The sequence below is a fragment of the Wolbachia endosymbiont strain TRS of Brugia malayi genome (genome assembly GCF_000008385.1).
Classification (GTDB): Bacteria; Pseudomonadota; Alphaproteobacteria; order Rickettsiales; family Anaplasmataceae; genus Wolbachia.
The window spans coordinates 77,885-101,319 of record NC_006833.1; the positions used below are offsets into that span (position 1 = coordinate 77,885).

At 34.6% G+C, this 23,435-nt stretch carries 20 protein-coding genes, 1 tRNA gene and 3 pseudogenes; 15 read left to right on the forward strand and 9 right to left on the reverse strand.

Features of this window, described 5'->3' with window-relative positions; all coding sequences use genetic code 11:
- Nucleotides 1-12: 12 nt before the first annotated feature.
- Nucleotides 13-291, reverse strand: coding sequence for an HU family DNA-binding protein (locus tag WBM_RS00345; RefSeq protein ID WP_011256260.1), 279 nt, complete (start codon nucleotides 289-291; stop codon nucleotides 13-15).
- Between the two features lie 23 nt (nucleotides 292-314).
- Nucleotides 315-1,967 carry a 30S ribosomal protein S1 gene (locus tag WBM_RS00350; RefSeq protein ID WP_011256261.1) on the reverse strand — a complete coding sequence of 551 codons (1,653 nt, stop codon included), beginning with the start codon at nucleotides 1,965-1,967 and terminating at the stop codon, nucleotides 315-317.
- Nucleotides 1,968-2,282: 315 nt separating this feature from the next.
- On the opposite strand from WBM_RS00350, the gene WBM_RS00360 reads away from it, so the two are divergent.
- Complete coding sequence (locus WBM_RS00360) at nucleotides 2,283-2,513, forward strand: hypothetical protein (protein ID WP_041571355.1); 231 nt, start codon at nucleotides 2,283-2,285, stop codon at nucleotides 2,511-2,513.
- A gap of 673 nt (nucleotides 2,514-3,186) precedes the next feature.
- Here the strand turns inward: WBM_RS00360 and WBM_RS00365 are convergent.
- Nucleotides 3,187-3,259: transfer RNA gene (locus WBM_RS00365), tRNA-Ala, on the reverse strand.
- Between the two features lie 732 nt (nucleotides 3,260-3,991).
- Between WBM_RS00365 and typA the strand changes: the two genes are divergently transcribed.
- From typA to ubiH, 4 genes and pseudogenes are all read left to right on the forward strand, one after another.
- Complete coding sequence (gene typA / locus WBM_RS00370) at nucleotides 3,992-5,821, forward strand: translational GTPase TypA (RefSeq protein ID WP_011256263.1); 1,830 nt, start codon at nucleotides 3,992-3,994, stop codon at nucleotides 5,819-5,821.
- A gap of 64 nt (nucleotides 5,822-5,885) precedes the next feature.
- A pseudogene (locus WBM_RS00375) lies at nucleotides 5,886-6,688 on the forward strand (Rpn family recombination-promoting nuclease/putative transposase).
- A gap of 9 nt (nucleotides 6,689-6,697) precedes the next feature.
- Nucleotides 6,698-7,705, forward strand: coding sequence for an Mrp/NBP35 family ATP-binding protein (locus tag WBM_RS00380; protein ID WP_011256265.1), 1,008 nt, complete (start codon nucleotides 6,698-6,700; stop codon nucleotides 7,703-7,705).
- Between the two features lie 70 nt (nucleotides 7,706-7,775).
- On the forward strand, nucleotides 7,776-8,933 hold the full coding sequence (gene ubiH, locus WBM_RS00385) for a 2-octaprenyl-6-methoxyphenyl hydroxylase (RefSeq protein WP_011256266.1): 1,158 nt from the start codon (nucleotides 7,776-7,778) through the stop codon (nucleotides 8,931-8,933).
- A 51-nt stretch (nucleotides 8,934-8,984) separates the two neighbouring features.
- On the opposite strand, the pseudogene WBM_RS00390 reads toward ubiH, so the two are convergent.
- From WBM_RS00390 to WBM_RS00415, 6 genes and pseudogenes are all read right to left on the reverse strand, one after another.
- Nucleotides 8,985-10,151: pseudogene (locus WBM_RS00390) on the reverse strand (IS66 family transposase).
- A gap of 540 nt (nucleotides 10,152-10,691) precedes the next feature.
- Nucleotides 10,692-11,039 (reverse strand): hypothetical protein, encoded by a 348-nt coding sequence (locus WBM_RS00395; RefSeq protein WP_011256267.1) that lies wholly within the window; start codon nucleotides 11,037-11,039, stop codon nucleotides 10,692-10,694.
- A gap of 93 nt (nucleotides 11,040-11,132) precedes the next feature.
- On the reverse strand, nucleotides 11,133-11,357 hold the full coding sequence (locus WBM_RS00400) for a hypothetical protein (protein WP_011256268.1): 225 nt from the start codon (nucleotides 11,355-11,357) through the stop codon (nucleotides 11,133-11,135).
- A complete protein-coding gene (locus WBM_RS00405; RefSeq protein WP_011256269.1) occupies nucleotides 11,354-11,575 on the reverse strand; it encodes a hypothetical protein in 222 nt (73 codons plus the stop codon). The genes WBM_RS00400 and WBM_RS00405 overlap by 4 nt, the downstream gene beginning before the upstream one ends.
- A gap of 624 nt (nucleotides 11,576-12,199) precedes the next feature.
- Nucleotides 12,200-12,478: a hypothetical protein gene (locus tag WBM_RS00410; RefSeq protein ID WP_136132027.1), complete on the reverse strand. Its 279-nt coding sequence runs from the start codon at nucleotides 12,476-12,478 to the stop codon at nucleotides 12,200-12,202.
- A 145-nt stretch (nucleotides 12,479-12,623) separates the two neighbouring features.
- Nucleotides 12,624-12,869, reverse strand: coding sequence for a hypothetical protein (locus tag WBM_RS00415; protein WP_011256271.1), 246 nt, complete (start codon nucleotides 12,867-12,869; stop codon nucleotides 12,624-12,626).
- 821 nt (nucleotides 12,870-13,690) lie between these two features.
- Here WBM_RS00415 and WBM_RS00420 point away from each other — a divergent pair.
- The 10 genes and pseudogenes from WBM_RS00420 to WBM_RS00465 all read left to right on the forward strand — a co-directional run bounded on the left by WBM_RS00420 (nucleotide 13,691) and on the right by WBM_RS00465 (nucleotide 23,434).
- Nucleotides 13,691-14,869, forward strand: a pseudogene (locus tag WBM_RS00420) (aspartate aminotransferase family protein).
- Between the two features lie 106 nt (nucleotides 14,870-14,975).
- Nucleotides 14,976-16,262, forward strand: a complete 1,287-nt coding sequence (locus WBM_RS00425) for an HlyC/CorC family transporter (RefSeq protein WP_011256272.1) — start codon at nucleotides 14,976-14,978, stop codon at nucleotides 16,260-16,262.
- A 9-nt stretch (nucleotides 16,263-16,271) separates the two neighbouring features.
- Nucleotides 16,272-16,529, forward strand: a complete 258-nt coding sequence (locus WBM_RS00430) for a DUF2312 domain-containing protein (RefSeq protein ID WP_011256273.1) — start codon at nucleotides 16,272-16,274, stop codon at nucleotides 16,527-16,529.
- Complete coding sequence (locus tag WBM_RS00435) at nucleotides 16,530-17,093, forward strand: UbiX family flavin prenyltransferase (protein ID WP_011256274.1); 564 nt, start codon at nucleotides 16,530-16,532, stop codon at nucleotides 17,091-17,093.
- A gap of 3 nt (nucleotides 17,094-17,096) precedes the next feature.
- Nucleotides 17,097-17,984 carry a bifunctional methylenetetrahydrofolate dehydrogenase/methenyltetrahydrofolate cyclohydrolase FolD gene (gene folD / locus WBM_RS00440; RefSeq protein ID WP_011256275.1) on the forward strand — a complete coding sequence of 296 codons (888 nt, stop codon included), beginning with the start codon at nucleotides 17,097-17,099 and terminating at the stop codon, nucleotides 17,982-17,984.
- A 50-nt stretch (nucleotides 17,985-18,034) separates the two neighbouring features.
- Nucleotides 18,035-18,829 (forward strand): polysaccharide deacetylase family protein, encoded by a 795-nt coding sequence (locus tag WBM_RS00445; RefSeq protein WP_011256276.1) that lies wholly within the window; start codon nucleotides 18,035-18,037, stop codon nucleotides 18,827-18,829.
- Nucleotides 18,820-20,385, forward strand: coding sequence for a penicillin-binding transpeptidase domain-containing protein (locus WBM_RS00450; RefSeq protein ID WP_011256277.1), 1,566 nt, complete (start codon nucleotides 18,820-18,822; stop codon nucleotides 20,383-20,385). The genes WBM_RS00445 and WBM_RS00450 overlap by 10 nt, the downstream gene beginning before the upstream one ends.
- Nucleotides 20,386-20,505: 120 nt before the next feature.
- On the forward strand, nucleotides 20,506-21,684 hold the full coding sequence (locus tag WBM_RS00455) for a WAS family protein (protein ID WP_011256278.1): 1,179 nt from the start codon (nucleotides 20,506-20,508) through the stop codon (nucleotides 21,682-21,684).
- 98 nt (nucleotides 21,685-21,782) lie between these two features.
- Nucleotides 21,783-23,060, forward strand: a complete 1,278-nt coding sequence (gene proS, locus WBM_RS00460) for a proline--tRNA ligase (RefSeq protein ID WP_011256279.1) — start codon at nucleotides 21,783-21,785, stop codon at nucleotides 23,058-23,060.
- The gene (locus tag WBM_RS00465; RefSeq protein ID WP_011256280.1) at nucleotides 23,057-23,434 is read left to right on the forward strand and encodes a holo-[acyl-carrier-protein] synthase; all 378 of its coding nucleotides are present in this window, start codon (nucleotides 23,057-23,059) and stop codon (nucleotides 23,432-23,434) included. Before proS ends, WBM_RS00465 begins: the two co-directional genes overlap by 4 nt.
- The last annotated feature ends 1 nt before the right edge of the window (nucleotide 23,435 follow it).

The window sequence follows — 23,435 nt, forward strand, 5'->3', positions numbered from 1 at the left end:
CAGTATAAACTTTTATTCGTTTATTAAATCGGATAATTTTTTACTGCTACGAAAATATGTTTTAAAGTATTGATTTTTTGCAAACTTCTGTAACATCAAATGACTCGTTTCTTTTAGGTTATAACTCCTAATTGAAAAGGAACCAAACCCCCTAATTTCAACTCTGTTATGATGCTCCAATGTACTTGAAAGTATCTCAAAAAATCTGTTAACTATGGCTGCTATAACTATCCTATCCAAAAGAGGATGCCTTTTTGCCACTTTCATTATTATATTAGATTTCGTTGCCATTTATACAAAGCTAAAATTATACATTATTTAGCGGATAGTATCACATTATATTCTTCAACACCTAATACTTCAACTTCTATTTTGTCTGATATAGAAAACTTTTTACTTTCCGGTAGATGTTCTTGATCTATTAAGAGAGCTACATCATTTTCAACTTCAACAACTAGCCCGCTATCTTCTCTTTTACCTACAGTAACCTGCATTTTATCGCCTACCTTAACTTTCTTTATTAGCTCTATAAGTGGGTCATACTCTATTTGTTTTATGCCAAGATAAATTCTTGTTCGATTCACGTTAGCCCTTATTACTTTTGCTTCTATTGTATCACCCACATTGTACTTTTTTATCTCATCTGAACCATTTTTAGACCAGCTTAGATCTTGTGCATAAATTGTCCCTTCTACGTTTTCATCTATTTCATCATCGTTAAAAGTAATAGACATGTATGAGATGGTATTATTTTTAACTTTACCAGAAACAATAGAACCAGGAGGATATTTATTGACAAATACTTGCCAAGGATTATCTACACATCTTTTCATGCTCAAGCTCATCCTGTTCTTAGTGATGTCAACATTGAGAATTTTGACAGATACCTCTTGTCCCCTAGTTACAAGACTGTTAACTGGCAGATTACTTTTAACCCAAGTTATTTCCGATGAGTGCACTAAACCTTCAATTCCAGGTTTAAGTTCAACAAACAATCCATAATCTTCTATACTTGTTATATGACCTTTATGTATGCTATCAACCTGGTATTTTGACTCTACGTCTTGCCAAGGATTATCCTCTAGCTGCTTTATACCCAGAGAAACTTTTGCGTTTTCCTTATCTATTTTTATAATTTTAACTTTTATGATCTGACCACAAGCAAAGGCTGCGGATGGATGACTTACTCTGCTCCAAGAGATGTCTGTGATATGTAGCAGTCCATCTATCACTCCTACTGCATCTGATTCATGAATACCGACAAATACACCGTAGTGAGTAATACTCTTTATTTTCCCTTCTATTATATCACCCTCATTTAAAAATTCTAAGAACTTAGTTTTTTCACCAGCATGCAATTTCTCTAATACTAGCTTTCTCGATACTACAATGTTACCCTGTTTCTTATCCATTTTAAGCACAATAAACTTTTGTTCAGTTTCAATAAGGTGCCTAGCATCTTTTACTTGCTTCAAATCTACATGGCTTAGCGGTAAAAAGGCACTTATTCCGTCACCAAGATCAACAATAAAGCCACATTTAATTGAACGTTTAATCACTCCACTTACTTCAGCTTTTGTAACTGCATCTTCTTCTAGCTTATTCCATTTTTCATCCCTAATTGCTTTTTCACGGCTAAGAACTACATTACCATGATAATCTTCAATTCTTTCTACATAAACTCTGATTTTAGAACCAACAACAATTTTATCATTACAACCAAGTTCCTTGATTGGAATCCTTCCATCAGACTTTAGCCCAATGTGAACTACGATATCGTTAGGATTCACTCTCGTAATTATACCTTCTACTACATCTCCTTCCTTGATTTTATTAATGAAAGAATCTTCAAATAAAGCATTATCTTGATCTTCAAATTGGTCTTGACATATCTCCTCTATAAACTTGTTTGATGATAGTTTCCTGATACTGATAGGTAGATTTACAGTTGGATCATTATTATTCATGCAATGTGACCTTTAATTTAAGCTTTATTAGAAATCATATATTATATAATATTAACAACTATTTACAAGCAGTTTTTTTATTAAGGCCTTCTCAAGGCTTGTTTAAACTATATAGAGTATGGCTGATTAAAATAGGTTGCTACAGTAGGTTTTGTGGCATGTCAAAACCAATATCTGTAGAGGCAGGGAAGTACATAATTCATAGAGGTTTGCTTGTAAATTCTTGTGCAGCTTGTTAATATCATATTAAGCAGTTGACAGTTACTAAAATGCCTAGCTATGGTGTTCCTATAATATATTAATTGGTGGAGTAAAGTGGACTTTAGAAAAGCTACTATGGAAAGCAGAAGAGGTAGAATAAGACCTGAAAATAGTGCAAGGGAATTAAGGCTAAGACAAAATAGAAGAAATACAGGTAGAATGATGATGAAAGAAGTAACGGAAGGTCTTAGACAATTTGAACTTAAGAGTGAAATTGAAAGAAGAGAACGTGAGCCAGAAACATTCGAAGATGGTACAAGGAAGTTATTAATGGGATTAACGTAGGATTAGAAGTAAGTCTAGGACAAAGTAGAAAAGAAGAAAGACAAAGTAGAGAAAATATAGAAAGAGAGTTGGAAAAAATGTACCTAGGTAGAAAGTTGTAAAGTACAGCCAATATCACGTTACTGGTCACTGGGCTCTTCACGTTTTGACGATAGTAGCAGTTCATAAATTAGTTTCTGGCAGGCTTTGTTGAACAGCCAATTGTTATGCAGACTGGATATGAAAAAGTAAAAACGTAAGGTAGTGCGCTGCAGGTATGCTACTCTGCGCTCTTGGATAACTCAAGCGTTCTATGAAGACAGGCTCTTTCTTGGTCAGCTGTAAATTACATAATTTTCTGCAATTAAACAAGTAAAAGTCACTAGAATTCATTTTTTCTTGCATTAAATATTGAATGAAAATCTTAGTTAGATCAACTATGTTCATGTAGAAAACAAGTCCTCTTTAGCGTCACAACAAATTCGTTTATTTACTTTTCTCAAAATTGCAAAAAAGTACCTACCTTTTTAAGAAGAATATTAAAAATTAACAAATTATGAAAAGAAAATAGGAAATTTGAACAAATCATTAGAGGCAAAGGGCTATATTATAGTAAGTGGTTAAAGTAGGTTATTGCATCAGGTTTTGCGTTATGCTGAATTATTATAGAGAAAGATTTGAACAAGCAAGGGAATGGAGGCAAGCGGGATCGAACCGCTGACCTTCTGCGTGCAAAACAGATGCTCTACCAGCTGAGCTATACCCCCCACTTAAAGAATAAACTAACCAGAGCTAAAGCACAAGAAGTATTTATCTATAGGCTCCTTACGAAACGCAGTATATTAAATTTTTTATACAACCTAAACCAAATGAAAACAGGGCAAATTAGTATTTTAAAAGTTTTAAACGCTGGATACTTTTAAATTGCTTTAGCTGTAAATGTTTAAGGAACTCACCAAGCAGGAAAAAAAGCAAAAGAAACCCTAGTGATATCTCTTGTAGGAACTTGACATTAATGTCTTATATGCTTGGTAAGTAGTCAACCTTGGAATTATAAATATCCATAACGTCACGATAAGGGTAATGCAGAAGTTTTTCAAATAATTTCTTTATAAAAAAAGAAGATTAGTTGATTTTTGAACTAATTCTTAAATAAAGACAAAAAGAACAATGCAATGTGAGTTGTTTACTGTTCTCTCAAAAACTTGGCGCTTATTACATTACTTAATAAGCGAGATTCAGCTAACGTAGATAAAAATTTATAAAGACATGGAGTGTCTATATAAGAAAAATTAAACATAACACACCTAGTTTAATAATGTGCTTTTGTCACTTAAATAAAGATTAAGGATAAATTTTAGGTCTAAAACATCCCCATATAAGGGTTCTTAAGGCCTGTAAAATGGGTTTTTCAACGTGCTGCCAAATGCAAGAGTTCTATTTACTCCAAGTATATTACATGTATACTTATTACTAAATTAATTTTGGAATGATAGAAAATGAATGAATTTAAATCAATCCGTAATATTGCAATAATTGCACACGTTGACCACGGGAAAACTACTTTACTTGATAACATGTTAAAACAAAGTGGCACGTTTCGTGAGAATCAAGAAGTTCAAGAGCGGGTAATGGATAGTGGTAATCAAGAGCGCGAACGTGGAATTACGATACTTGCAAAATGCACATCGATAATGTGGGGTGACGAAAAGATCAACATTATTGATACACCAGGACATGCAGATTTTGGTGGAGAAGTAGAAAGGGTATTATGCATGGTAGATGGCGTGCTGCTGCTGGTTGACGCTGCAGAAGGTCCCATGCCACAAACTAAGTTTGTATTGTCAAAAGCACTAAAAGCAGATTTGAAGTCAATTGTGATAATCAATAAGGTTGATCGGCCAGATAGCAGGATTGATGAAGTGCTGAACGAGATATATGAGCTATTTTTTAATCTTGATGCAACTAACGAGCAGCTAGATTTTCCAGTATTGTATGCCTCTGGTAGAAACGGCTGGTGTATTAAAGAGCTTTCTGATAAAAGAAAAGATTTAAGTCCGTTATTTTCAACAGTTATAGATTACATAAAACCTGCCAATTATGATCGAAATGCACCTTTTGCTATGCTAGTTACTCTGCTTGAATCTGATAAATTTCTTGGCAGAATATTGACAGGAAAAATTTATCAAGGAATTGCAAAAGTTAATTCAGATCTTAAGGTACTTGATCTTGATGGTAAAGTAATCAAACGAGGAAGATTAACTAAGTTGCTTTCATTTTCTGGCTTGAAACGCATTCCAGTAGAGCAAGCTGTAGCGGGTGATATAATTGCGATTGCAGGACTTGAAAAAGCTTCAGTTTCAGCCACTATAGTGGCGCCAGAAGTTACAACTGCAATAAGCTCAACTCCGGTTGATCCACCGACGATGGCAATTACTCTCAGCGTCAATGATTCACCTTTTGCTGGACAAGAAGGAACAAAACTTACTTCTGCTATTATAAAGGATCGTTTATATGCGGAAGCGGAAATAAACGTTGCAATTACCGTGACTCCAACACCGAATGATGAAGCATTTGAAGTAGGTGGACGTGGTGAGCTGCAGCTTGGAGTGTTGATCGAAAATATGAGAAGAGAAGGTTTTGAACTCTCAGTTTCGCGTCCTCGAGTATTATTTAAAGAAGAAGGCGGTAAAAAGCTTGAACCTATAGAGGAAGTAGTAATTGATGTAGATGATGAATATAGTGGAATCATCATGAAAAAACTCAGCTTCCGAAAAGGTGAAGTAACTGACATGAGGCCTTCTGGTAGTGGCAGAACAAGGTTGATATTTTTAGTACCATCAAGGGGGTTGATTGGTTATCAAGGAGAGTTTTTAACTGATTCTCGCGGTACTGGTATAATCAACCGTCTATTTCACAGTTATGCTCCATATAAGGGTCCAATTTCTAGAAGGCGTAATGGGGTTTTAATTTCTACGGATAAAGGTGAAGCCGTGGCGTATGCAATTTTCAACTTGCAAGACAGAGGAATCATGTTTATTAAACCACAAGACAGGGTATATTGTGGCATGGTTGTTGGTCAGCATAGTCGTGACAATGATTTGGAGATAAATGTACTAAAAGGTAAGCAATTAACAAATGTGAGAGCTGCAGGTAGTGATGAAGCTATAAAACTTACCCCACCAAAAACAATGACTCTAGAAGATATGATAGCGTATATAGATGATGATGAATTAGTGGAAGTCACTCCAAAATCTATACGCCTACGCAAGAAGTTTCTTGATCCAAATGAACGTAGACGTGCAGAAAAGGCAAAGAATAAAGAGTAGATAGAGGTTGAAAAATTGCTAATAGTAGTGTATAATTATTAACATTTCTTAATTGTATTTAATTATGGCTTTTTCTAAATTTCTAGATCCAAAAAATGATGTAGCCTTTTGGTGTATCTTTGGTACTGAAAAAAATAAGGACATAGAGTTTTTAATCACCATAATGGACGTTGAGATTGCCTCTAAAAAGCAAAATATTGTCGATGTACTCTATAAAGATGAAAATGAGGTGCAAGTAATTGTCAAAATACAAGCTGCTAAAACTAAAGGCTTCAAGAAACGTGCACAACTACATGCTGCTAAAGCTTACTCAAGACAATCAAACAATTACATAAATTTAAAGAAAGTCTTCTTTATTGCTATTTCCAATAGTGCGCTATTTCCTGAGGAGGTTGAGTATATTTCTGCCCATAGTATACGAGATATAAAAACCAATGGATATCACTTAAAAGACTTTCAATTTGTCTTTATTGAGTTGCCAAAGTTTACAAAAAGCAAGGTAGAACAGCTAGAGAGTACAATAGAGAGATGGTACTTCTTTTTTAAGTATGCAGAGAACACTACTGATAAAGACCTAAGAGATATAGTAGAAAAATTCCTAATGCTAAAGCTAACATATGATGAATTGGACAAATTTAGCTGGAATGAAAAAGATCTAGTAGTCTATGAAGAAAGAGTAATGGATTTGCAAAAAGAGGCAGCCATCCTTGAATACAAACTTGATCTTGCTAAAGGGGAAGGTATCAAAATTGGGCAATGAAGATAGCAAAAAACCTACTTAAAACTGGCGTTTCTATTAATATTATCTCTCAAATAACTGGCCTTTCTCAGGCTCAGATTAAACAACTTCAGGAAGGAATCGTCTAAAAGACTTATATGATCAATGAAGAAGTTGTAAAAGAGAACTTGAAAGAAGTCATAGAGCGAAAAAGTGGTAAAGATGTGATCGCTCTTGGCATAATATCCTCAATCGTTATTAAAGGTAAAGATATTGGCTTTGTGCTTGAGATTTCTGGTGACACACAAGCAAATGAGGAATTAAGAAAAAATTGTGAAAAAGCTGTTAAAGCTATACCAGGAGTGGGAAAAGTGACCGTGGTTGCTGCTGGACGAAAACAAGCTGGACAACAAAGAGCTAAGCTGCATATCGAAGGAGTGAAAAATATAATTGTCGTTGCTTCCGGTAAAGGAGGTGTTGGCAAGTCCACGGTTGCACTAAACCTTGCTTTCTCGTTGGCAAAATTAAAACATAAGGTTGCACTGGTTGATGCAGATATATATGGTCCTTCAATTCCCAAAATGCTTGGCGCTGAAAAATTAAAGCCAAAGATACAGGGTAGTAGGATAATACCTATAGAGAAGTATGGACTGCATACTATTTCAATTGGCTATTTTATCGATAAGGACTGTGCAGCAATGTGGCGTGGGCCTATGATCACGAAGGCGCTTTACAATTTGCTAATGGGAACGAAATGGTCAGATATAGAGTATTTAGTAGTTGATACACCACCTGGAACTGGTGATGTGCACCTAAGTTTGATGGAAAATTTTAACTTAACTGGAGGAATAATAGTTTCAACTCCACAGGAGCTTGCCTTGGTTGATGCACGCAAAATTTATAATATGTTTACAAAGCTCAGCGTACCGATCTTTGGCATTGTAGAAAATATGAGCTATTTTATTCAAGACAACTCAAAGATATATATATTTGGGAAAGATGGTACAAAAGTAATGTCCGAGGAACTGGGAATCAAACTCTTAGGCAGAATTCCTCTAGATCCAAAGATATGTTACGCTTCAGATTGTGGAAACCCTTTAATGCTAAGTGAAGATTTAGCAGGAATTTACGAAGACTTTGCTAAAGATATTAGGTCTTTCATATAGAGTTCTATAAGGTTTGTTTAAACTATTTTCAAAATAGATAAAATATAATTTTAGGATTGGTATAAATAAAATGAGTTACGACGTAATCATTTCAGGTGGTGGGTTACTTGGCCTTATTACTGCTGTTGGCCTGAGTAATAACTCTGTATCCGTAGCCGTGATTGAAAAAAACAATTTGCCGCGTATAATTGACGATAATCGAGCATTTGCTATTTCCCAAGGCTCAAGAAAAATACTGGAAAAGTTAGGGATTTGGCAATTTATAGAAAGCGAGGCTGAGCCAATACTTGATATATGTATATTAGATGAAAATAGCCCAATCACTGTGCATTATAACCATAAGATGGTTAGTGAAGAACCGATGGGTTATGTTATCAACAGCACTGTTATATGGAACGCGATCAATAACAATTTTTTAAATAAACTAAATATATATTCTCTGCACTCTTATAGAACAATTACTTGTGATGCAGGATACGTGGAAGTTACCCTTGGCAATAACCAGAAATTAATATCATCGCTACTTATCTGTGCTGAAGGCAAAAACTCCAAACTACCAGGGTTATTTTCTATGTCAATAATAAAATTTGATTATAAACAAAGTAGTATAGTATTTAATGTAAAGCACGAGCTGCACCACCAAAACTTAGCTGTGGAGCAGTTTTTTCCTGGCGGTCCGTTTGCAATTCTGCCGATGAAAAGTGGCTATACTTCTTCAATAGTTTGGACAGAAAAATCTGAAATTTCAAAAATGCTAATGAATCTATCTGAGGAAGAATTCATCATAGAACTTAAGAAAAGGTTTGGCTCTTATTTAGGAGAGGTTAAACTAGATGGTGAAAGAAAATCTTATCCTCTGAGTTTTGCTTCTGCAAAAAAGCTGTATAAAAGCAGAGTTTTGCTTATTGGTGATGCAGCACATTCAATCCATCCAGTTGCAGGTCAAGGGCTTAATCTTGGCATTAGAGATGCAGAGAGCGTTGTAAGGCAAATAACTGCTGCAAAAGCATTTGGTATTGATGTTGGTAGTAGTTACTTACTAAAGAAAATTTCACGTGATAGATGTCTTGATAATTTTACGATGGCGCTTGCAACTGATGGATTAAATAGGATATTTTCCAACAGAATATTCTGCGCTAAAACACTAAGAAATTTTGGCTTAATGGCAGTTGAAAATTCAAAATTCCTTAAAAAACGCTTCATCCGGCACGCTATGGGATTTGTGTAAACTAGTTTTGGACGTCAAATTAACCCTGGGGTGTAATTCGTATCCATTCAGCTAAGCGGTGTGAGAGACGATAGATAGGAGATTATGGAAAGGATTTAGCTCCTTTTGTTTCCATGTTAAGTATAATGAAATTACCCATTCAAAAAATGCATTTCTTTGTCCCGATTATGTAAAATATGGATTTTTGTATAAACGATATAATGCAGTGTTTGCCGTTCAGTATGGTTGTTCGTTAGCAGAATGTTTCCTGGTTCATCCAAAAATTTCCACATCGTCCTTTCAACTTCAAAATATTTTTTGCAACTCGAGAGGCTCCAATTGTTTTAGGTAACTGGGATATCTCCTTCAAGTAATACCTTGTGCACTTTCACAATTTTCTGGTACGCCTGACAAATCTTAAAATATCTATCTCATTCTTTAGTAAGGCTCTTTTAGTGCAAATAACTCAGCAGCAACGTTTCTTAAATAACAGGCGAGAACTTTGACTTCTCTGTTACAACTATAGGCTAATCTTTCAAAATCTCTTGATAAATGAGTCCAACAAATCTGTCTCTTTTTATCAGTAAAATAACCGTATGCTGCATACCTGTTAGTTATTACTAAGCTATGACAATTGCAGAATTTACTATTTTTTTAAACTTTCATTCCTCTTAACTCTGTCAACTTTACAAAACTTGCCGTATTACTTGTAAACATCCAGCACTAACTAAGCTTACCTTTATTGTAATGGCTGGTTTCGTCAATATAAAGAACTTTGCTTGTACTTACTTCTTGTTTAATCTGCTAATACATTTCTTCACATTTTGAAGCTATTCTATGTTCACTGTTTGATATGCTACCAACACTTATGTTCACATTGAAAATGTCATTATAATATTCGCTATTCCATATTTCGAATTTTTATAAAACTTGCTGAATGCTGCAATTATCAACTTAACCCTTGGCCTAAATGTGTCTGGTATAACACCTTCCGGTAAGTTGATATTCCATTACATAAGACTCGATCTTCGGAAGATCAACTTGGTGGATGTATGGTTTATCACATAATGAATTTTTTGAATTTAAACCGAGCTTTTCCTTTAACTCAGCATTTTCTATCTTCAAAGTCTTGTTCTCTGCCTTTAGACTTTCATTCTCTCTTTCCAATCTTTCTATTTTTGTTTCTAACTTTGCTATTTTCTGCTCCAGACTTCTGTAAAGTTCTAAAAGATTTACCATATTACCTCACTTTTGCTCTATCGTTATCTTTTATACTACCTTGTCTATCTTATTTTGCTACTCCGCTGAATGGATACTTTTAACTTCACGTCTAAATGGCCGAAATCCCTTTCAAAAGTTACAGAATCTGGTAACTGTCGCTGCTTAGTTCTTTACCCATTCCTATAATCTGTAAACAGTTACAGCTTCTTAATTTGTAGCTAAAAGTTATGTCAAGATCTTCTACAATTCGATGGATATAACTCTGGAATAGTATGAAGAATCAAATTATTATCTCCTAGAGAGAACTTGCTATTTGTATTTGTTACTATGTATTCTTTTTCTATATTCATGTCGGAAGAATTATAAATGTTGCACCTATTCCTTCATGGTAATTGCAATGCTTAAACTGAATATTTTTACTGAAATAATCAAATTCATTAATTAGTTTAACTATTTTTAACTTTTTTACTACTTGTTAATTCGAACACATTAGCTAAATGATAACCATGAAAAACTGGTTCAGCGGATCCTTCCTTAATAAAAAACGGTGGTCGGTGACTAAATAACTCGCCGAGATTCAAACTGTATTTTTTTCGCACAATTTAAACCTATGAATTTATTCTTATCCGAAATGTTTGAATACTGTAGGTCGTATTTTTTATATTCAAAGAACTCATTTCCCAGCGCATTGTAAAAGGTCAGTTTATAATCATCACTAAATTTAACGGCTTTTAAAAAATGGAAATCCCTGCTAATAACTACCTTCTCTTCTGTAACATGATTATGCATAACTAATTGGTCATTGAGCATGTGGTAACCTATTTTTGGTAAAGTAGCCATTGTCTTATCATTCAAAACAATATTTGCTTCATAGACATCAGAAGATAGTTCTTTTCCTTTTTGCAAAGTAAATTTCTGCTGTGATTTCCAGCCTTGATTAAGCTATCTATTGCTGTAAATGCATCACTTTGTTATATTGACACTGTGATAGGACCGTTATCACCATACATTGTGACATAAGCACCATCCTTGTTTGATATGCAGATAGTTTGAGAACAATCGTCCCCTGTCAAGTAAAGCCTGCCTGTTTCTTCTTTGATCTTTTTGCAACACTAGATTATTTTCATCATAAAAATTAATGAATTTTAGTACTCCAGTTAATGGGTTTCCAGAATTGTAAAATAATAACCCAACACCAAAATCTTGACCTTCTATGTTTTTCAATACAGGGCTGAACTTCCTTTATGTAAAACTATTTTATCGTTTTCCCACCTTAATTTTACACCATTAGTATTGTTTCCTATTTCCAATATGACATTATTGTTTGAATGGATATTATGCTTGTTGCCATCATGCTTTAACCTGTAGTATGCAGTAGGAAGTTTAATCAGCTTTTTATAGAGTGGATCTTTGTTATCTATTCTAAATGTGTATTGTTTCATACTATTTTACCAAAATTTACTTTAACAGTTTTTCACCTTAAATAGCCAGCAGTCTCCCGGATAATGGCACTGAGACTACTTAGAGGAGTAACATCATCCATAAAATTTTTGGTTACTTGTTGCTATTTTTTTAGCGTTAACAAAACCTCTTTACTGTTCGTTGCTTTCTAAGTCCTTTCCATGCAATCTTTTAAAATAGCCAAAAATCTATCAGTTTGTTTGTAATGAGGTCATGGTTTTTTTGCAACTGAGCATGAGAGTTTCAACAGTTTGTTACGGGTCTTCATCATTAGATAATGACTTACTCACAATAGTTGACTGTAGTTCTATTGGATCAAAGTTTAAACTTTTTTTGAAATGCTGCATTTTGGAGCTGTTTCTGCCAATACTTTTGCATCTATCATTTTGCCACTTGATTGAGCTCCTGTATTTTATTTTCTATTTTATATTCATCTTGTTTTACAGAAGGATAAGAGAAATTTATTACTTGAGATATAAGTGAGATTGGTCTACTTGCCACACTTGCTACTAGGCTGTTAAAATTTTCAGCTTTTCTCCTTCTTCTACATGCAATACAAACTTGATCTGTAGGTTTTGTCTTACAAAATATATCTTTTTCTTTATTTAAAGTTCCTTTGTTTCTTGTTTAAGGGTTTTAGTACTTTGTTTTGATAGAAATGCTTCTCTAGCAAAATCTTCGGCATTTTCGCTTGCGGTTTCAGCTTTTTTTGTAAAATTCACTACTTTATCGTGTAGTTCTGTATTCTTATCTTTAGCATTTTGAGCGAAGCTTTTAGAAACATTTCTAGCTGTCTCTGTTGCTTCTTTAGCATCCTGAATTTTAATTTTCGTTTGATTCATCTCACTCAAAAACTGATCAGCCACTTCAGCACCTAATTCCATCTTCTTCCTTTGGACTTTGATAGACATAACCTGGTTCACCTTTAGGACCAGCTGGACCTGGATAACCTGTGAACCAGAAAGTCCACTTGGTCTACATCTAGCCGTAAAGTATCAACCATATTTCCCAAAGGGTTTAACTCACTTTCTAGTCTTTCAACCCTTTCTTCAAACCTATAAGTTCTCTCAGTTTCACATCAACCTCTAAAAAGTTACCGAAATTTTCTAAGTTATAATAATAAGGATATAAACTTGAGTTATTACCAGAGTTATATTTTACAAAATTGAGTTTTAAATCATAAAAGTTTTTACATTCACCATTTTCACTTGATATGCAGCCAACGTAGTTATTACCTGGCTTTTCCATTGCAAAATTACTATCTTTTTCTTCCAAGCTCTCTATTTTATGAGAAGGGAATAGTTTGAAGTTACCATCTCTCCTGTCGAATGTTGGGACAGCATTGTTCAGTATATCAATCTTATGCCAATATAATCATGTATTTCAACGTTCTTATAAGCTTTGTATACAAATTGCGATTCTTTAAAAAAGTTCTCTCCAATTCGTACCTCAAGTCTATTATTAGGCAAAAATTTAAGATTTTTAAAAATAGAGCTTATATTTTCACTACTCGTTATATTGTTTGAATCTATTAAAATCTTACTGTTTTCCAGTAATTCGTAGGAACATTACACCTTTCATGATCGAATATATAAACATATTAACTATTTATCTATTTTCAGATATACGACCAATAGTAGCTATATTATTAAGAGATTATACCATTACAACTTTCATTATAGTAATAATAGTAAGGTTCATCTGAGCTAGTAACTAAAGCTAACTTATTATTATTTTTTATTGTTTTTAGCTTTAGTTGTAGCCCTTGAGAAAATGATTCAGTACCTTATGTACCCCGCGACTATAGTCAATCATAATAAAACGCTGATCTGTAAGCTCACCGATAGTAACATAAGATACAGTAGGAAAACTAAGTGTCGTTTTACTATTTACTCTTACTTTAGTAGTTATCACATAACAATTTGCGTTACTGCAGACATTACCTTGGAGCATCTTCTTTTTCTAATTCAAAACGCACTTTTACCTCCTTCCACGTTCTATATTTTAGATGTAGTTAATTTACAAATACTAATTATTTGTTGATAATGATGTATAGCTATAGTTACGAGATTGTGGATAATACTATAACACTTAAAATGAGTTATATTATTAACGCATATAGCAGACTTGAAACCCCTATGGTTAGAGGGGAAGGAGTATATCTTTTTGATAGAGACGGTAAGAAATATTTAGATTTTGCTGCGGGTATTTCTACAACCTCTTTAGGACACTGCCATCCGTACATTGCAGACAAGCTAGAAGAGCAATTGGGTTAATTGTGACACTGCTCTAATATTTTCACTATTCCTAAGCAAGAAAAGCTTGCTGAGTGTTTAGCAGCACTTACTTTTGCAGACAAAGTTTTTTTTTACTCAAGTGGGCTTGAAGCAACAGAAGCCGCAATTAAATTTATTCGCCATTATTTTTATTCAAAGGGACAAGAAAAGCGTAATCTTATCATTACAATCGAAGGAGGGTTTCATGGTCGCAGTATTGCTGCGATTTCTGCTGGGGGAAATAAAAAATCACGCGAAGGTTTCGCTCCGCTTCTTTCTGGCTTTGATAAAGTGCCAAGGAATGACGTCAGAACACTAGAGGGAAAAATCAGCAATGAAACAGCTGCTGTGTTTTTAGAGCCCATACAAAGCAAAGGTGGAGTGTATACACTTGATGTAAGGTATCTTCAAAAAGTAAGAGAAATAACAAAAGCTCAAGAAATAATTCTATGCTTTGATGAAGTGCAATGTGGATATGGACGTATCGGTTCTTTATTTCATTATCAAAATATAAAATTTGAACCTGACATGTTAACTTGTACAAAGGCTATGGGTAATGGGTTTCCTCTAGCTGCATGTTTAGTAGAAGATTATATAGCGGAGGCGATTACTCCAGGAACACATGGATCAACATATGGTGGTAATCCACTTGCTATGACTGTTGGTAATGCAGTGCTCAATATAATGCTGGGAAAAAGCTTTTTTAATCATGTTTAAGAAATTAGTAAATATCTAAAAGAAAAACTGTTGCTTTTAGCTGAAGAGTTTTCAAAGATAATTTCCGAAGTTCGTGGAAAAGGTTTGTTAGCAGGAATAGAACTTAAGGACCCTTTGGCTGATAAAATTGTCAGTCGATCTCTTGATCAAGGTTTAACAATGACTAAAGTTTTGAATGATAGGGTAATAAAAATAACCCCTCCACTTATCGTTGAGGATAAACATATGGACGCAGCATATGATATACTCTATAATTTATTTTTTAAGATTAAAGCTATATAAGCATTTTAAACATATAAAATCCACCATATAAAACTTCAAACTTGCAAATGCTTCTTGTAATATATAAAATTAGCTCTGTTTTTAGTCTCAATAACATCATACTTTAATGGATTGGTTATTGGTTTCAATATTATCGATAATTTTTGTTTTGTTGATTTTATCGTTTTTATTTTCAGGAGCAGAAATAGGTTTAACCTCTGTTAGTCGTTCTCGAGTCAATAAGCTAAAACTAGACGGCAATAAAAGGGCCAAGATAATAGACCACTTATTAAATAAAAAAGAATTAACAATAGGGACAATATTACTTGGGAATACGATTATTAATATTACTTGTTCCGTTTTATTTACAGCAATATTTATAAATCTCTTTGGAAATGAAAGTGTTTTTCTATCAACAATTGTAATGACGTTTTGTATCTTACTGTTCTGTGAGGTGCTACCAAAAACTTATGCTATGCAAAATCCTGAAAAGTTTACGTCATTCTCTGCTTATTTTGTACTGTTTTTTGTCAAGATTTTTTCCCCATTGACGTTAGGCATTCAGTTTATTGTTAATTTCATTTTAAAATTATGTGGGTTTCATAAAAACAGGGAGGCAATATCTGCAGCGGATGCAATGCGTAACATGATTGCCCTTCACCGCAGTGAAGGAACAATGTTACAACAAGATTTGGATATGTTAAGCAGCATACTTGATTTAGCTGAGACAGAAATATCAGAAATTATGACCCATAGGAGAAACCTATTTTCTCTTGATATAGATCGAAATAAAGAAGAATTAATAAAAGAAATTTTAACCAGCAGTCATAGTAGAGTGCCTTTATGGCAAAAGGAACTAGATAACATTGTCGGAGTAGTTCATGTGAAAAATCTAATAAATGCCTTGCGTGAAAAGGATAATAAAATAGAGGAGGTTGACATTGCCCAAGTTATGTCAAAACCTTGTTTCTTACCGGAAAGTACACCGCTCAGTGTACAACTTCATAACTTCCGTAAAAATAGGAAACACCTTGCATTTGTTATTGATGAGTATGGAGCGCTGCAAGGAATTGTAACCCTTGAAGATATACTGGAAGAAATAGTTGGAGAAATTTCCGATGAACATGACCTGATCACGGAGAATTTTATAAAGAAGATGTCTGATAATGTGTATCACATAGAAGGGAAATCTACTATTAGGGATATTAACAGACAGTTACACTGGGATCTTCCTGACGAAGAAGCTACAACTTTGGCTGGTATGATTGTAAATGAGATAGAGCGTATTCCTGACGAGGGCGAGGAATTTTCCATGTTTGGTTTTTACTTTAGGATTTTAAAAAAAGATAAAAATATTATTACTGTCATTGAAGTACAAGTAAAAACTGATAATACTGTAACAGCAATTGATTAATTGGATTTTATGGGAGACGCAGTAAAAGTAATAGCTGAGGAGTTAAAGGGTTATATAGAGAGGATTGAAAAACTTGAACAAGAAAAGAAGAATGTGCAAGATCAGATTCATGATGTATATGCAAAAGCCGCAGATAAAGGTTGGAATATAAAAGTGATGAAACAAATTATTAGGCTGAGAAAAATGGAAGATGGTGACAGAGCAGAACAAGAAATATTGCTTAATACTTATAAACGTGCATTGGGAATGAGTTGCGAAGAAAACTAAGTGAATAACAGAATTGTAATTGGAATAAGTGGAGCATCTGGTTCTATTTATGGTATGCATATTTTGAAGGCACTAAAAGGTGCTGATTGCGAAACTCATTTAGTAATAAGCCGTGCTGGAAAAACAACTATAGCTCATGAAATTACAGAAAGACTTGAAGATATTACATCACTTGCAGATTTTTACTATTCTGAAGAAAAAATAGGAGAAAAAATAGCAAGTGGCTCATTTAAGACTTCAGGGATGATTGTTGCTCCATGTTCTATGAAAACAATGTCCGAAATTGCATCAGGTGTTACTTCCAATCTGTTAACAAGAGCTGCAGATGTAACGCTAAAGGAAAGAAGAAAATTAGTTCTCATAGTGCGAGAGTCACCGCTACACCTTGGTCATTTACAAAACATGCTGAAATTAACGGAGATGGGAGCAATAATTGCTCCACCAATGCCTGCTTTCTATACTAAACCAAAATCATTGGAGGATATTATAAGTCACTCTATTAGCAAAGTATTGAGTTTGTTTGATATCAAATTACCTGACTTCAAAGAATGGCAAGGAGTATAGCAAGTGACAATTATCATTGACGGTAAAAAAATAGCAAGTGGCCTGTGTGAGAAGTTATCGCAAAGAATTGATGTTTTAAAAAGAGAGCACAGCATTTTTCCTTGCCTTAAAGTAATTTTCGTGGGCAACAATCCAGCAAGTCAGGTTTATGTTCGTAATAAACAAAAAAAAGCAGAATCAATAGGTATAAGTTCTGAGACTATTGTCTTGCCTGATAATATTTTGGAAAATGAATTAATTGAAAAAATTAATGAATTAAATAATGATCGATTTGTAAATGGCATTTTAGTACAGCTACCTTTACCAAATCACATTAATGCAAGCAAAGTGATTAACACAGTAAGTGTTGAAAAAGACGTAGATGCCTTTCATCGTGAAAACGTTGGTAAATTAGTTAAAGGTGAAAAAAATTGCCTTGTACCTTGCACTCCTAAAGGTGCTTTACATTTAATTAAGTTGGTTGAAACTAATCTTTCAGGTAAAAATGCAGTGGTGATTGGCAGATCAAACATCGTGGGTAAGCCAATGTTTCATCTATTGTTGCAAGAAAACTGCACTGTTACCATCTTGCACTCACAGAGTAAAGATTTAGCTGAATATTGCTCTAAAGCGGATGTAGTAGTTACAGCAGTTGGAAAGCCAAATTTTGTCCAAGAAGGCTGGATAAAGGAAGGAGCAATAGTGATTGACGTTGGCATAAATAGTGTAAGTATAGAGGGAAAGACAAAACTTATAGGTGATGTTGACTTTGATAGAGTGAAAGAAAAAACCAAAGCTATTACACCAGTACCCGGGGGCGTTGGCCCGATGACCATTGCATTCTTGATGATAAATACTGTTATTGCTGCTTGCTTGCAGAAGAAAGTTGATGCTTCTGATTTTGTAAGCTAAGGTCTATAGTTACAATAATGTGATTAGGTGGGATTAAAGTTATTGAGATGATGGGGCTGAAAGCATGGTTAATAACAACTTTTCTTTTGCTATACCCGAGCGCAACTTTCTGCGATGATTGTAATTTTAATTTACCATACCGTGGACTCAGTTGTAATTTGGATCTATCACATAAAAATTTAAGTAATATAAAAAAATTGCTAAATAACAGTGACAAGTTTGTCGCGCTTACATTTGATGATGGGCCATCTAGCAATAGAGTGAATAATATTATTAATATTTTAGAGAACTATAAAGCAAAAGCAACATTTTTTCTTCTTGGTGAACGCATAAATAAAAAAACATCTGAGATAGTAAAGAAAATCTATAATGCTGGTCATGAGCTAGGCAATCACTCCTGGTCACATAAGAAATTGACATCACTCTCAAGTGAGAAACAATTGCAAGAACTGGAAAAGACAAATATGGTAATTAAAAATGCAATAGAACGGGATGTGAAATGGTTTCGTTCACCTTATGGATGTCATGACGATAATCTAATCAAAAATACTAATCAATTGAACATGTGTTCAATATTATGGACGGTTGATTCTCTGGATTGGCAGGGCGATAAACCAGAGATCTTAGTTGATAGGGTTGTGGGTAACGTACATAATGGAGCAATCATACTGTTCCATGATCACGATAATAAATCAAATACAGTTGAGGCTTTGCCTCAGATTATTAAAATACTAAAAAAATTGGGTTATGAATTTGTTACCTTAAGTGAATGGGAGGAAAGAGTTTGTAAAGCTAAAGGTGTATCAATGGGAGAGGGTGTATTTAAAAAAATTTTATGTGGATAAAAAACAAAGTCTTTAATCGTAGGGCATTTATATTAGGCGGTATTCAGCTTACCATTTCCACAATTTTTAGTTGTAGGTTATATAGTTTACAAATACGAAACAGACAAAAATACGAAAAGCTGGCTGACAATAACAGGATACGAGTTGCTGCTATTATGCCTAAGCGTGGCAGAATTTTAGATAGGAATGGCATTGAACTTGCAGTAGACAAAATTTCGTACATTGTTTTGTTCGATAAGCAAAAAATTTCTAGTGAAGAAGTTGATTGGGAAACATTATCAGAAATTGAATCTAATGTAACAAAATCGTCAGAAACAAAAATAACCGCTCTTTATAAACGTCACTATCCGTTCGGTTCAATATGTTCTCATACACTAGGATATACGAAAAAACAGCAAGGCATAAACGAAGCAGGAATCAGTGGTATTGAATATACATATGATCATATATTGAAAGGCAAGCCAGGGAGATCTGAGCAGGAAATAAATTCTAAAAAACGCATCGTGAGAGAATTATCAAGCATACCACAACAGGACGGACAAGATGTACAGCTAACAATTGATATTGATCTGCAAGAGAAAATTGCAGAGATATTTAAAGGTCACAAAGGTTCTGTAACGGCGATTGATGTAGGTAACGGAGAAATTTTAACATTATATAATTCACCTTCTTACGATAATAACCTTTTTGCTAACAAACTATCAAATGAGGCTTGGGAAGGTTTAAATACTCCTTCATTACCACTTGTAAATCGTGCATTATCGTATCAAATTCCACCTGGTTCGATATTTAAAATAATAGTTGCACTTGCGGGTCTAAAGGATGGAATAATCACTCCAGAAGAGAAATTTTCATGTGTAGGCTATATGAAAATAGGTGAGCGGAGGTTTTGTTGCTTGAAAAGCAAAGTCCATGGATATGTATCTTTAAATGAAGCAATGGCTTTATCATGTAACACTTACTTTTATAATATAGGAAAAAAAATAAGTGTAGACTCTCTAGTAGAAATGGCAAGAAAATTTGGTATCGGAAGTGGGCCACTAATTGGAGCATTTAAAGAAGAAGCTCCAGGATTGTTGCCTGATAAAGATTGGCGTACACGAAAGCTATATTCGGAGTGGTATTTAGGTGACACTGTCAACTTAGTTATAGGGCAAGGGTATGTGCTTACAACACCACTGCAGCTTGCAGTTCTTGCGGCAAGAATTGCAACAGGAAAGGAGGTGATTCCCCGCATTGAAATGAGTAAAACGATGCAAGATTTTCCTGATATTGATATAGCTCATGAGCATCTCAGTATAGTTCGAAAAGCTATGTTTAACATGGTGAATATTAAAGCTGGAACCTATAGAAAAGGGCTAAGCAGTATACGAATTGCCGGCAAAACCGGTACACCAGAGATAAACTCTAAGGGTGAAAGTCATAAATTATTCATCGCTTATGGCCCTTACCATGACCCGCGCTATGCAATCTCTGTATTCATAGAGTACGGCAAAGCCCCACGCCAAGATGTTGCTATGGCCAATGAAATATTGCGGTATATGCTTAAAGGGTGAATATTGTATGGGCTATTGCTGGTCATATATTATCTTACACGAATGTTAATTTATCTATAAATTGTTGACAATCATTGATAATTTACTATTATTAATGCTATATTAATAGTGAGGAAAAAAATGCGTATATCTAATTTTGGACCTTTAATTGCTATTTTATCATCATCTGTATTGAGCTTCACGGCTGGTCAATATTTTTCTTATGTTATTGCAGCAGTTTCTAGTTCCAGTGCTGTTACAGCAGCTCCGTTAGCAATTTTTGCTGTTTCTATGGTTATTGCACTGGTTTCAGCAGCATACCTTATTAAACTTGCCGTTTCTATAGCTGGTAATAAGAAAGAAGCAGGTCCCAGTAGAGAAGCACTTGATCGATCTGGCCAGCAGTGTACTGTATCTTATGGGCTAACACAAGAATCTGTGTGTAAGGATGGTGCTCTGAAAAATGAACTAAATAAACATATTTCTTTTTCATCATCTTCGCCAATATGTGGTACAAAAACTTTCTCATTGTCTGCTCCGCTTCTATTAAATAATGCACTACCTCCGCTACTATCACTTCCATTATCACAAGATGCAGGTGCTGCACCACCCCCCCCGCCACCTCCTCTGTTTTCTCAAATTTCATTAACTCAACCGAGTAGTGCTGGTTTATTTGCAGGGGTGAAAAATACAAAACTAAAAAAAATTAGTGGTCCTGTAAAGACACCTGAGTATGATGATAGCCGTAATGCTATGCTTAAGCAGATAAGGCAAGGGACAAAACTCTTAACCAAGGAAGAACGCGATGAGAAGTTAAAAAAACAGGCAGCAATGAAAGATGATAAAAAAGAGCAATCAAGCGATAACGTAGGTGGATATTCTAGTACTGCATTGTTTGAAAAACTTAAATATCGAAGATTAGCAATTGAGTTCTCAGATAGTGAAAGCGATCGTTCTAACTACAGTGATAATGGTGATTGGAGTGATAGGAGTGTTGATAAACAGAAAGAATTGAGAGAGAAAAAGCTGACAAAACGCAGGGGAAAATCTACGTCTTCAAATTCTCAGCCATACGATGAAAAAAGCAGTGCAACTCCTAGCAGTGGTTATATATCTGATGATGATGCAGATCAACAAGAGCCTGAAACTGCAACTTCTTCAAGTTGCTGGTCAAACAAAAAGGAACCACCACCGGTGCCGCCTAAACCAAATTTAAAGTGTGTTAATTTACAAAAGGAACCACCACCGGTGCCGCCTAAGCCAAATTTAAAGTGTGTTAATTTACAAAAAGAATCTAGAGCTTTTCTTATAAAACAATAGCTAAAAGATAAGCACCGCAAACTTTCCTCCTTTTTCAAAATAAGTTTACCTATAAGTCTGATTGTATTAAGATTGCTTAATACAATCAGATTTATTAAATGCGTCTATCTCAATATTATCTGCCAACTTTAAAGGAGAAACCTGCTCATGCTAGAATTATCTCCCATCAATATTCTTTACGTGCAGGTTTAATAAAACAGATAGCATCTGGCATCTATACGTGGTTACCGCTCGGTCTGCGTGTGCTAAAGAATATTGAAGGCATCATCAGGGATGAGATGAATAAGTCTGGTGCAATTGAAGCGTTAATGCCTTGCGTACAGCCGGCAAGTCTTTGGCGGGAATCAGGACGTTATGACGATTACGGTAAGACAATGTTGCGTATAAGGGATAGGCATGAAGAAGACATGCTTTTTGGTCCAACGCATGAGGAAGTGGCAACTGATTTAATTAGAGATATAGTAAAGAGTTACAAGAATTTACCACTTTGTTTATATCAAATTCAATGGAAATTTCGTGATGAGGTAAGGCCACGTTATGGTGTTATGAGAGGTAGGGAATTTCTGATGAAGGATGCGTATAGTTTCAACGTAAATTATGAAAGCGCACTGAATTCATATAATTTGATGTACAAAACTTATATAAAAATCTTCAAACGCATGGGGCTTATTCCAATTGGAGTGAGAGCGGATACAGGGCTAATCGGAGGAAATTTGAGTCACGAGTTTCATATATTGGCAAGCACTGGCGAAAGCACTTTATATTATGACAACAAATTTTTTGAATTACTAGAAAGTGAGGATGTTAAAAGTTTAAAGAGTATATATGCAGTTGCAGATGATATACATGATCCTAAAACTTGCCCTGTACCGCAAGAGCAGCTAAATGTTAGTAAGGGCATTGAAATAGGGCACATTTTTTATTTCGGCGATAAATATTCAAAGCCAATGAATGCAAAGGTTACTGCGCAGGATGGAAAAAATGTCAATATACATATGGGTTCGTATGGTATTGGGGTTTCAAGGCTCGTTGGTGCAATAATAGAAGCTTTCCATGATGATAAAGGAATTACCTGGCCAGAAGCAGTGGCTCCTTTCAGGGTTGGGTTAATCAACTTACAGACAAAAACGGCTGAATATGTAGAGATTGCAAATAAAATATACAGTACTTTAAAAAGTGACGAAGTGCTTTATGATGATACAGAAGGAAGTATAGGAGTAAAATTTGCTAAGATGGACCTCATAGGCTTGCCATGGCAAATAATTGTTGGGAAGAAAGCAGTAAGTGAAAATATAATTGAAATAAAAAATAGAGCAACTGGAAAGGTAGAGGAAGTGCAGATTGAAGAAGCAATAAACTACTTTAACGTAAAATGATACGTGGTATCGGTACTGACATAGTATATATACCAAGAATACTAAGAATATTACAAAAATATGGGAAAAAATTCCTCAATAAAATCTATACCGAGCAGGAAATAGAGATAAGCAGAAAATACAACAGCCAAGAAATGCAAGCAAAGTATCTTGCTAAACGCTTTGCAGCAAAGGAAGCCTTTGTTAAGGCACTAGGTGGATTCAGCCATGGCATTATAATGAAAGATATAGAAATATACAATGACGTAAGAGGAAAGCCGCATCTTACTGTTAGCAAGAATTTCATCTTCAAAGACCACATGATTCATCTTTCTCTCAGTGACGATGGAGATTGCGCTACTGCGTTTGTTATAATTTGCAGCTCACTTCCGTAAC

Bases quoted from the DNA above. Each gene is read 5' to 3' on its own strand.
- WBM_RS00345 (WP_011256260.1), bottom strand. From the start codon at position 291: ATGGCAACGAAATCTAATATAATAATGAAAGTGGCAAAAAGGCATCCT.
- WBM_RS00350 (WP_011256261.1), bottom strand. From the start codon at position 1,967: ATGAATAATAATGATCCAACTGTAAATCTACCTATCAGTATCAGGAAA.
- typA (WP_011256263.1), top strand. From the start codon at position 3,992: ATGAATGAATTTAAATCAATCCGTAATATTGCAATAATTGCACACGTT.
- WBM_RS00380 (WP_011256265.1), top strand. From the start codon at position 6,698: ATGATCAATGAAGAAGTTGTAAAAGAGAACTTGAAAGAAGTCATAGAG.
- ubiH (WP_011256266.1), top strand. From the start codon at position 7,776: ATGAGTTACGACGTAATCATTTCAGGTGGTGGGTTACTTGGCCTTATT.
- WBM_RS00405 (WP_011256269.1), bottom strand. From the start codon at position 11,575: ATGAAACAATACACATTTAGAATAGATAACAAAGATCCACTCTATAAA.
- WBM_RS00410 (WP_136132027.1), bottom strand. From the start codon at position 12,478: ATGGAATTAGGTGCTGAAGTGGCTGATCAGTTTTTGAGTGAGATGAAT.
- WBM_RS00425 (WP_011256272.1), top strand. From the start codon at position 14,976: ATGGATTGGTTATTGGTTTCAATATTATCGATAATTTTTGTTTTGTTG.
- WBM_RS00430 (WP_011256273.1), top strand. From the start codon at position 16,272: ATGGGAGACGCAGTAAAAGTAATAGCTGAGGAGTTAAAGGGTTATATA.
- WBM_RS00445 (WP_011256276.1), top strand. From the start codon at position 18,035: ATGGGGCTGAAAGCATGGTTAATAACAACTTTTCTTTTGCTATACCCG.
- WBM_RS00450 (WP_011256277.1), top strand. From the start codon at position 18,820: ATGTGGATAAAAAACAAAGTCTTTAATCGTAGGGCATTTATATTAGGC.
- WBM_RS00455 (WP_011256278.1), top strand. From the start codon at position 20,506: ATGCGTATATCTAATTTTGGACCTTTAATTGCTATTTTATCATCATCT.
- proS (WP_011256279.1), top strand. From the start codon at position 21,783: ATGCGTCTATCTCAATATTATCTGCCAACTTTAAAGGAGAAACCTGCT.
- WBM_RS00465 (WP_011256280.1), top strand. From the start codon at position 23,057: ATGATACGTGGTATCGGTACTGACATAGTATATATACCAAGAATACTA.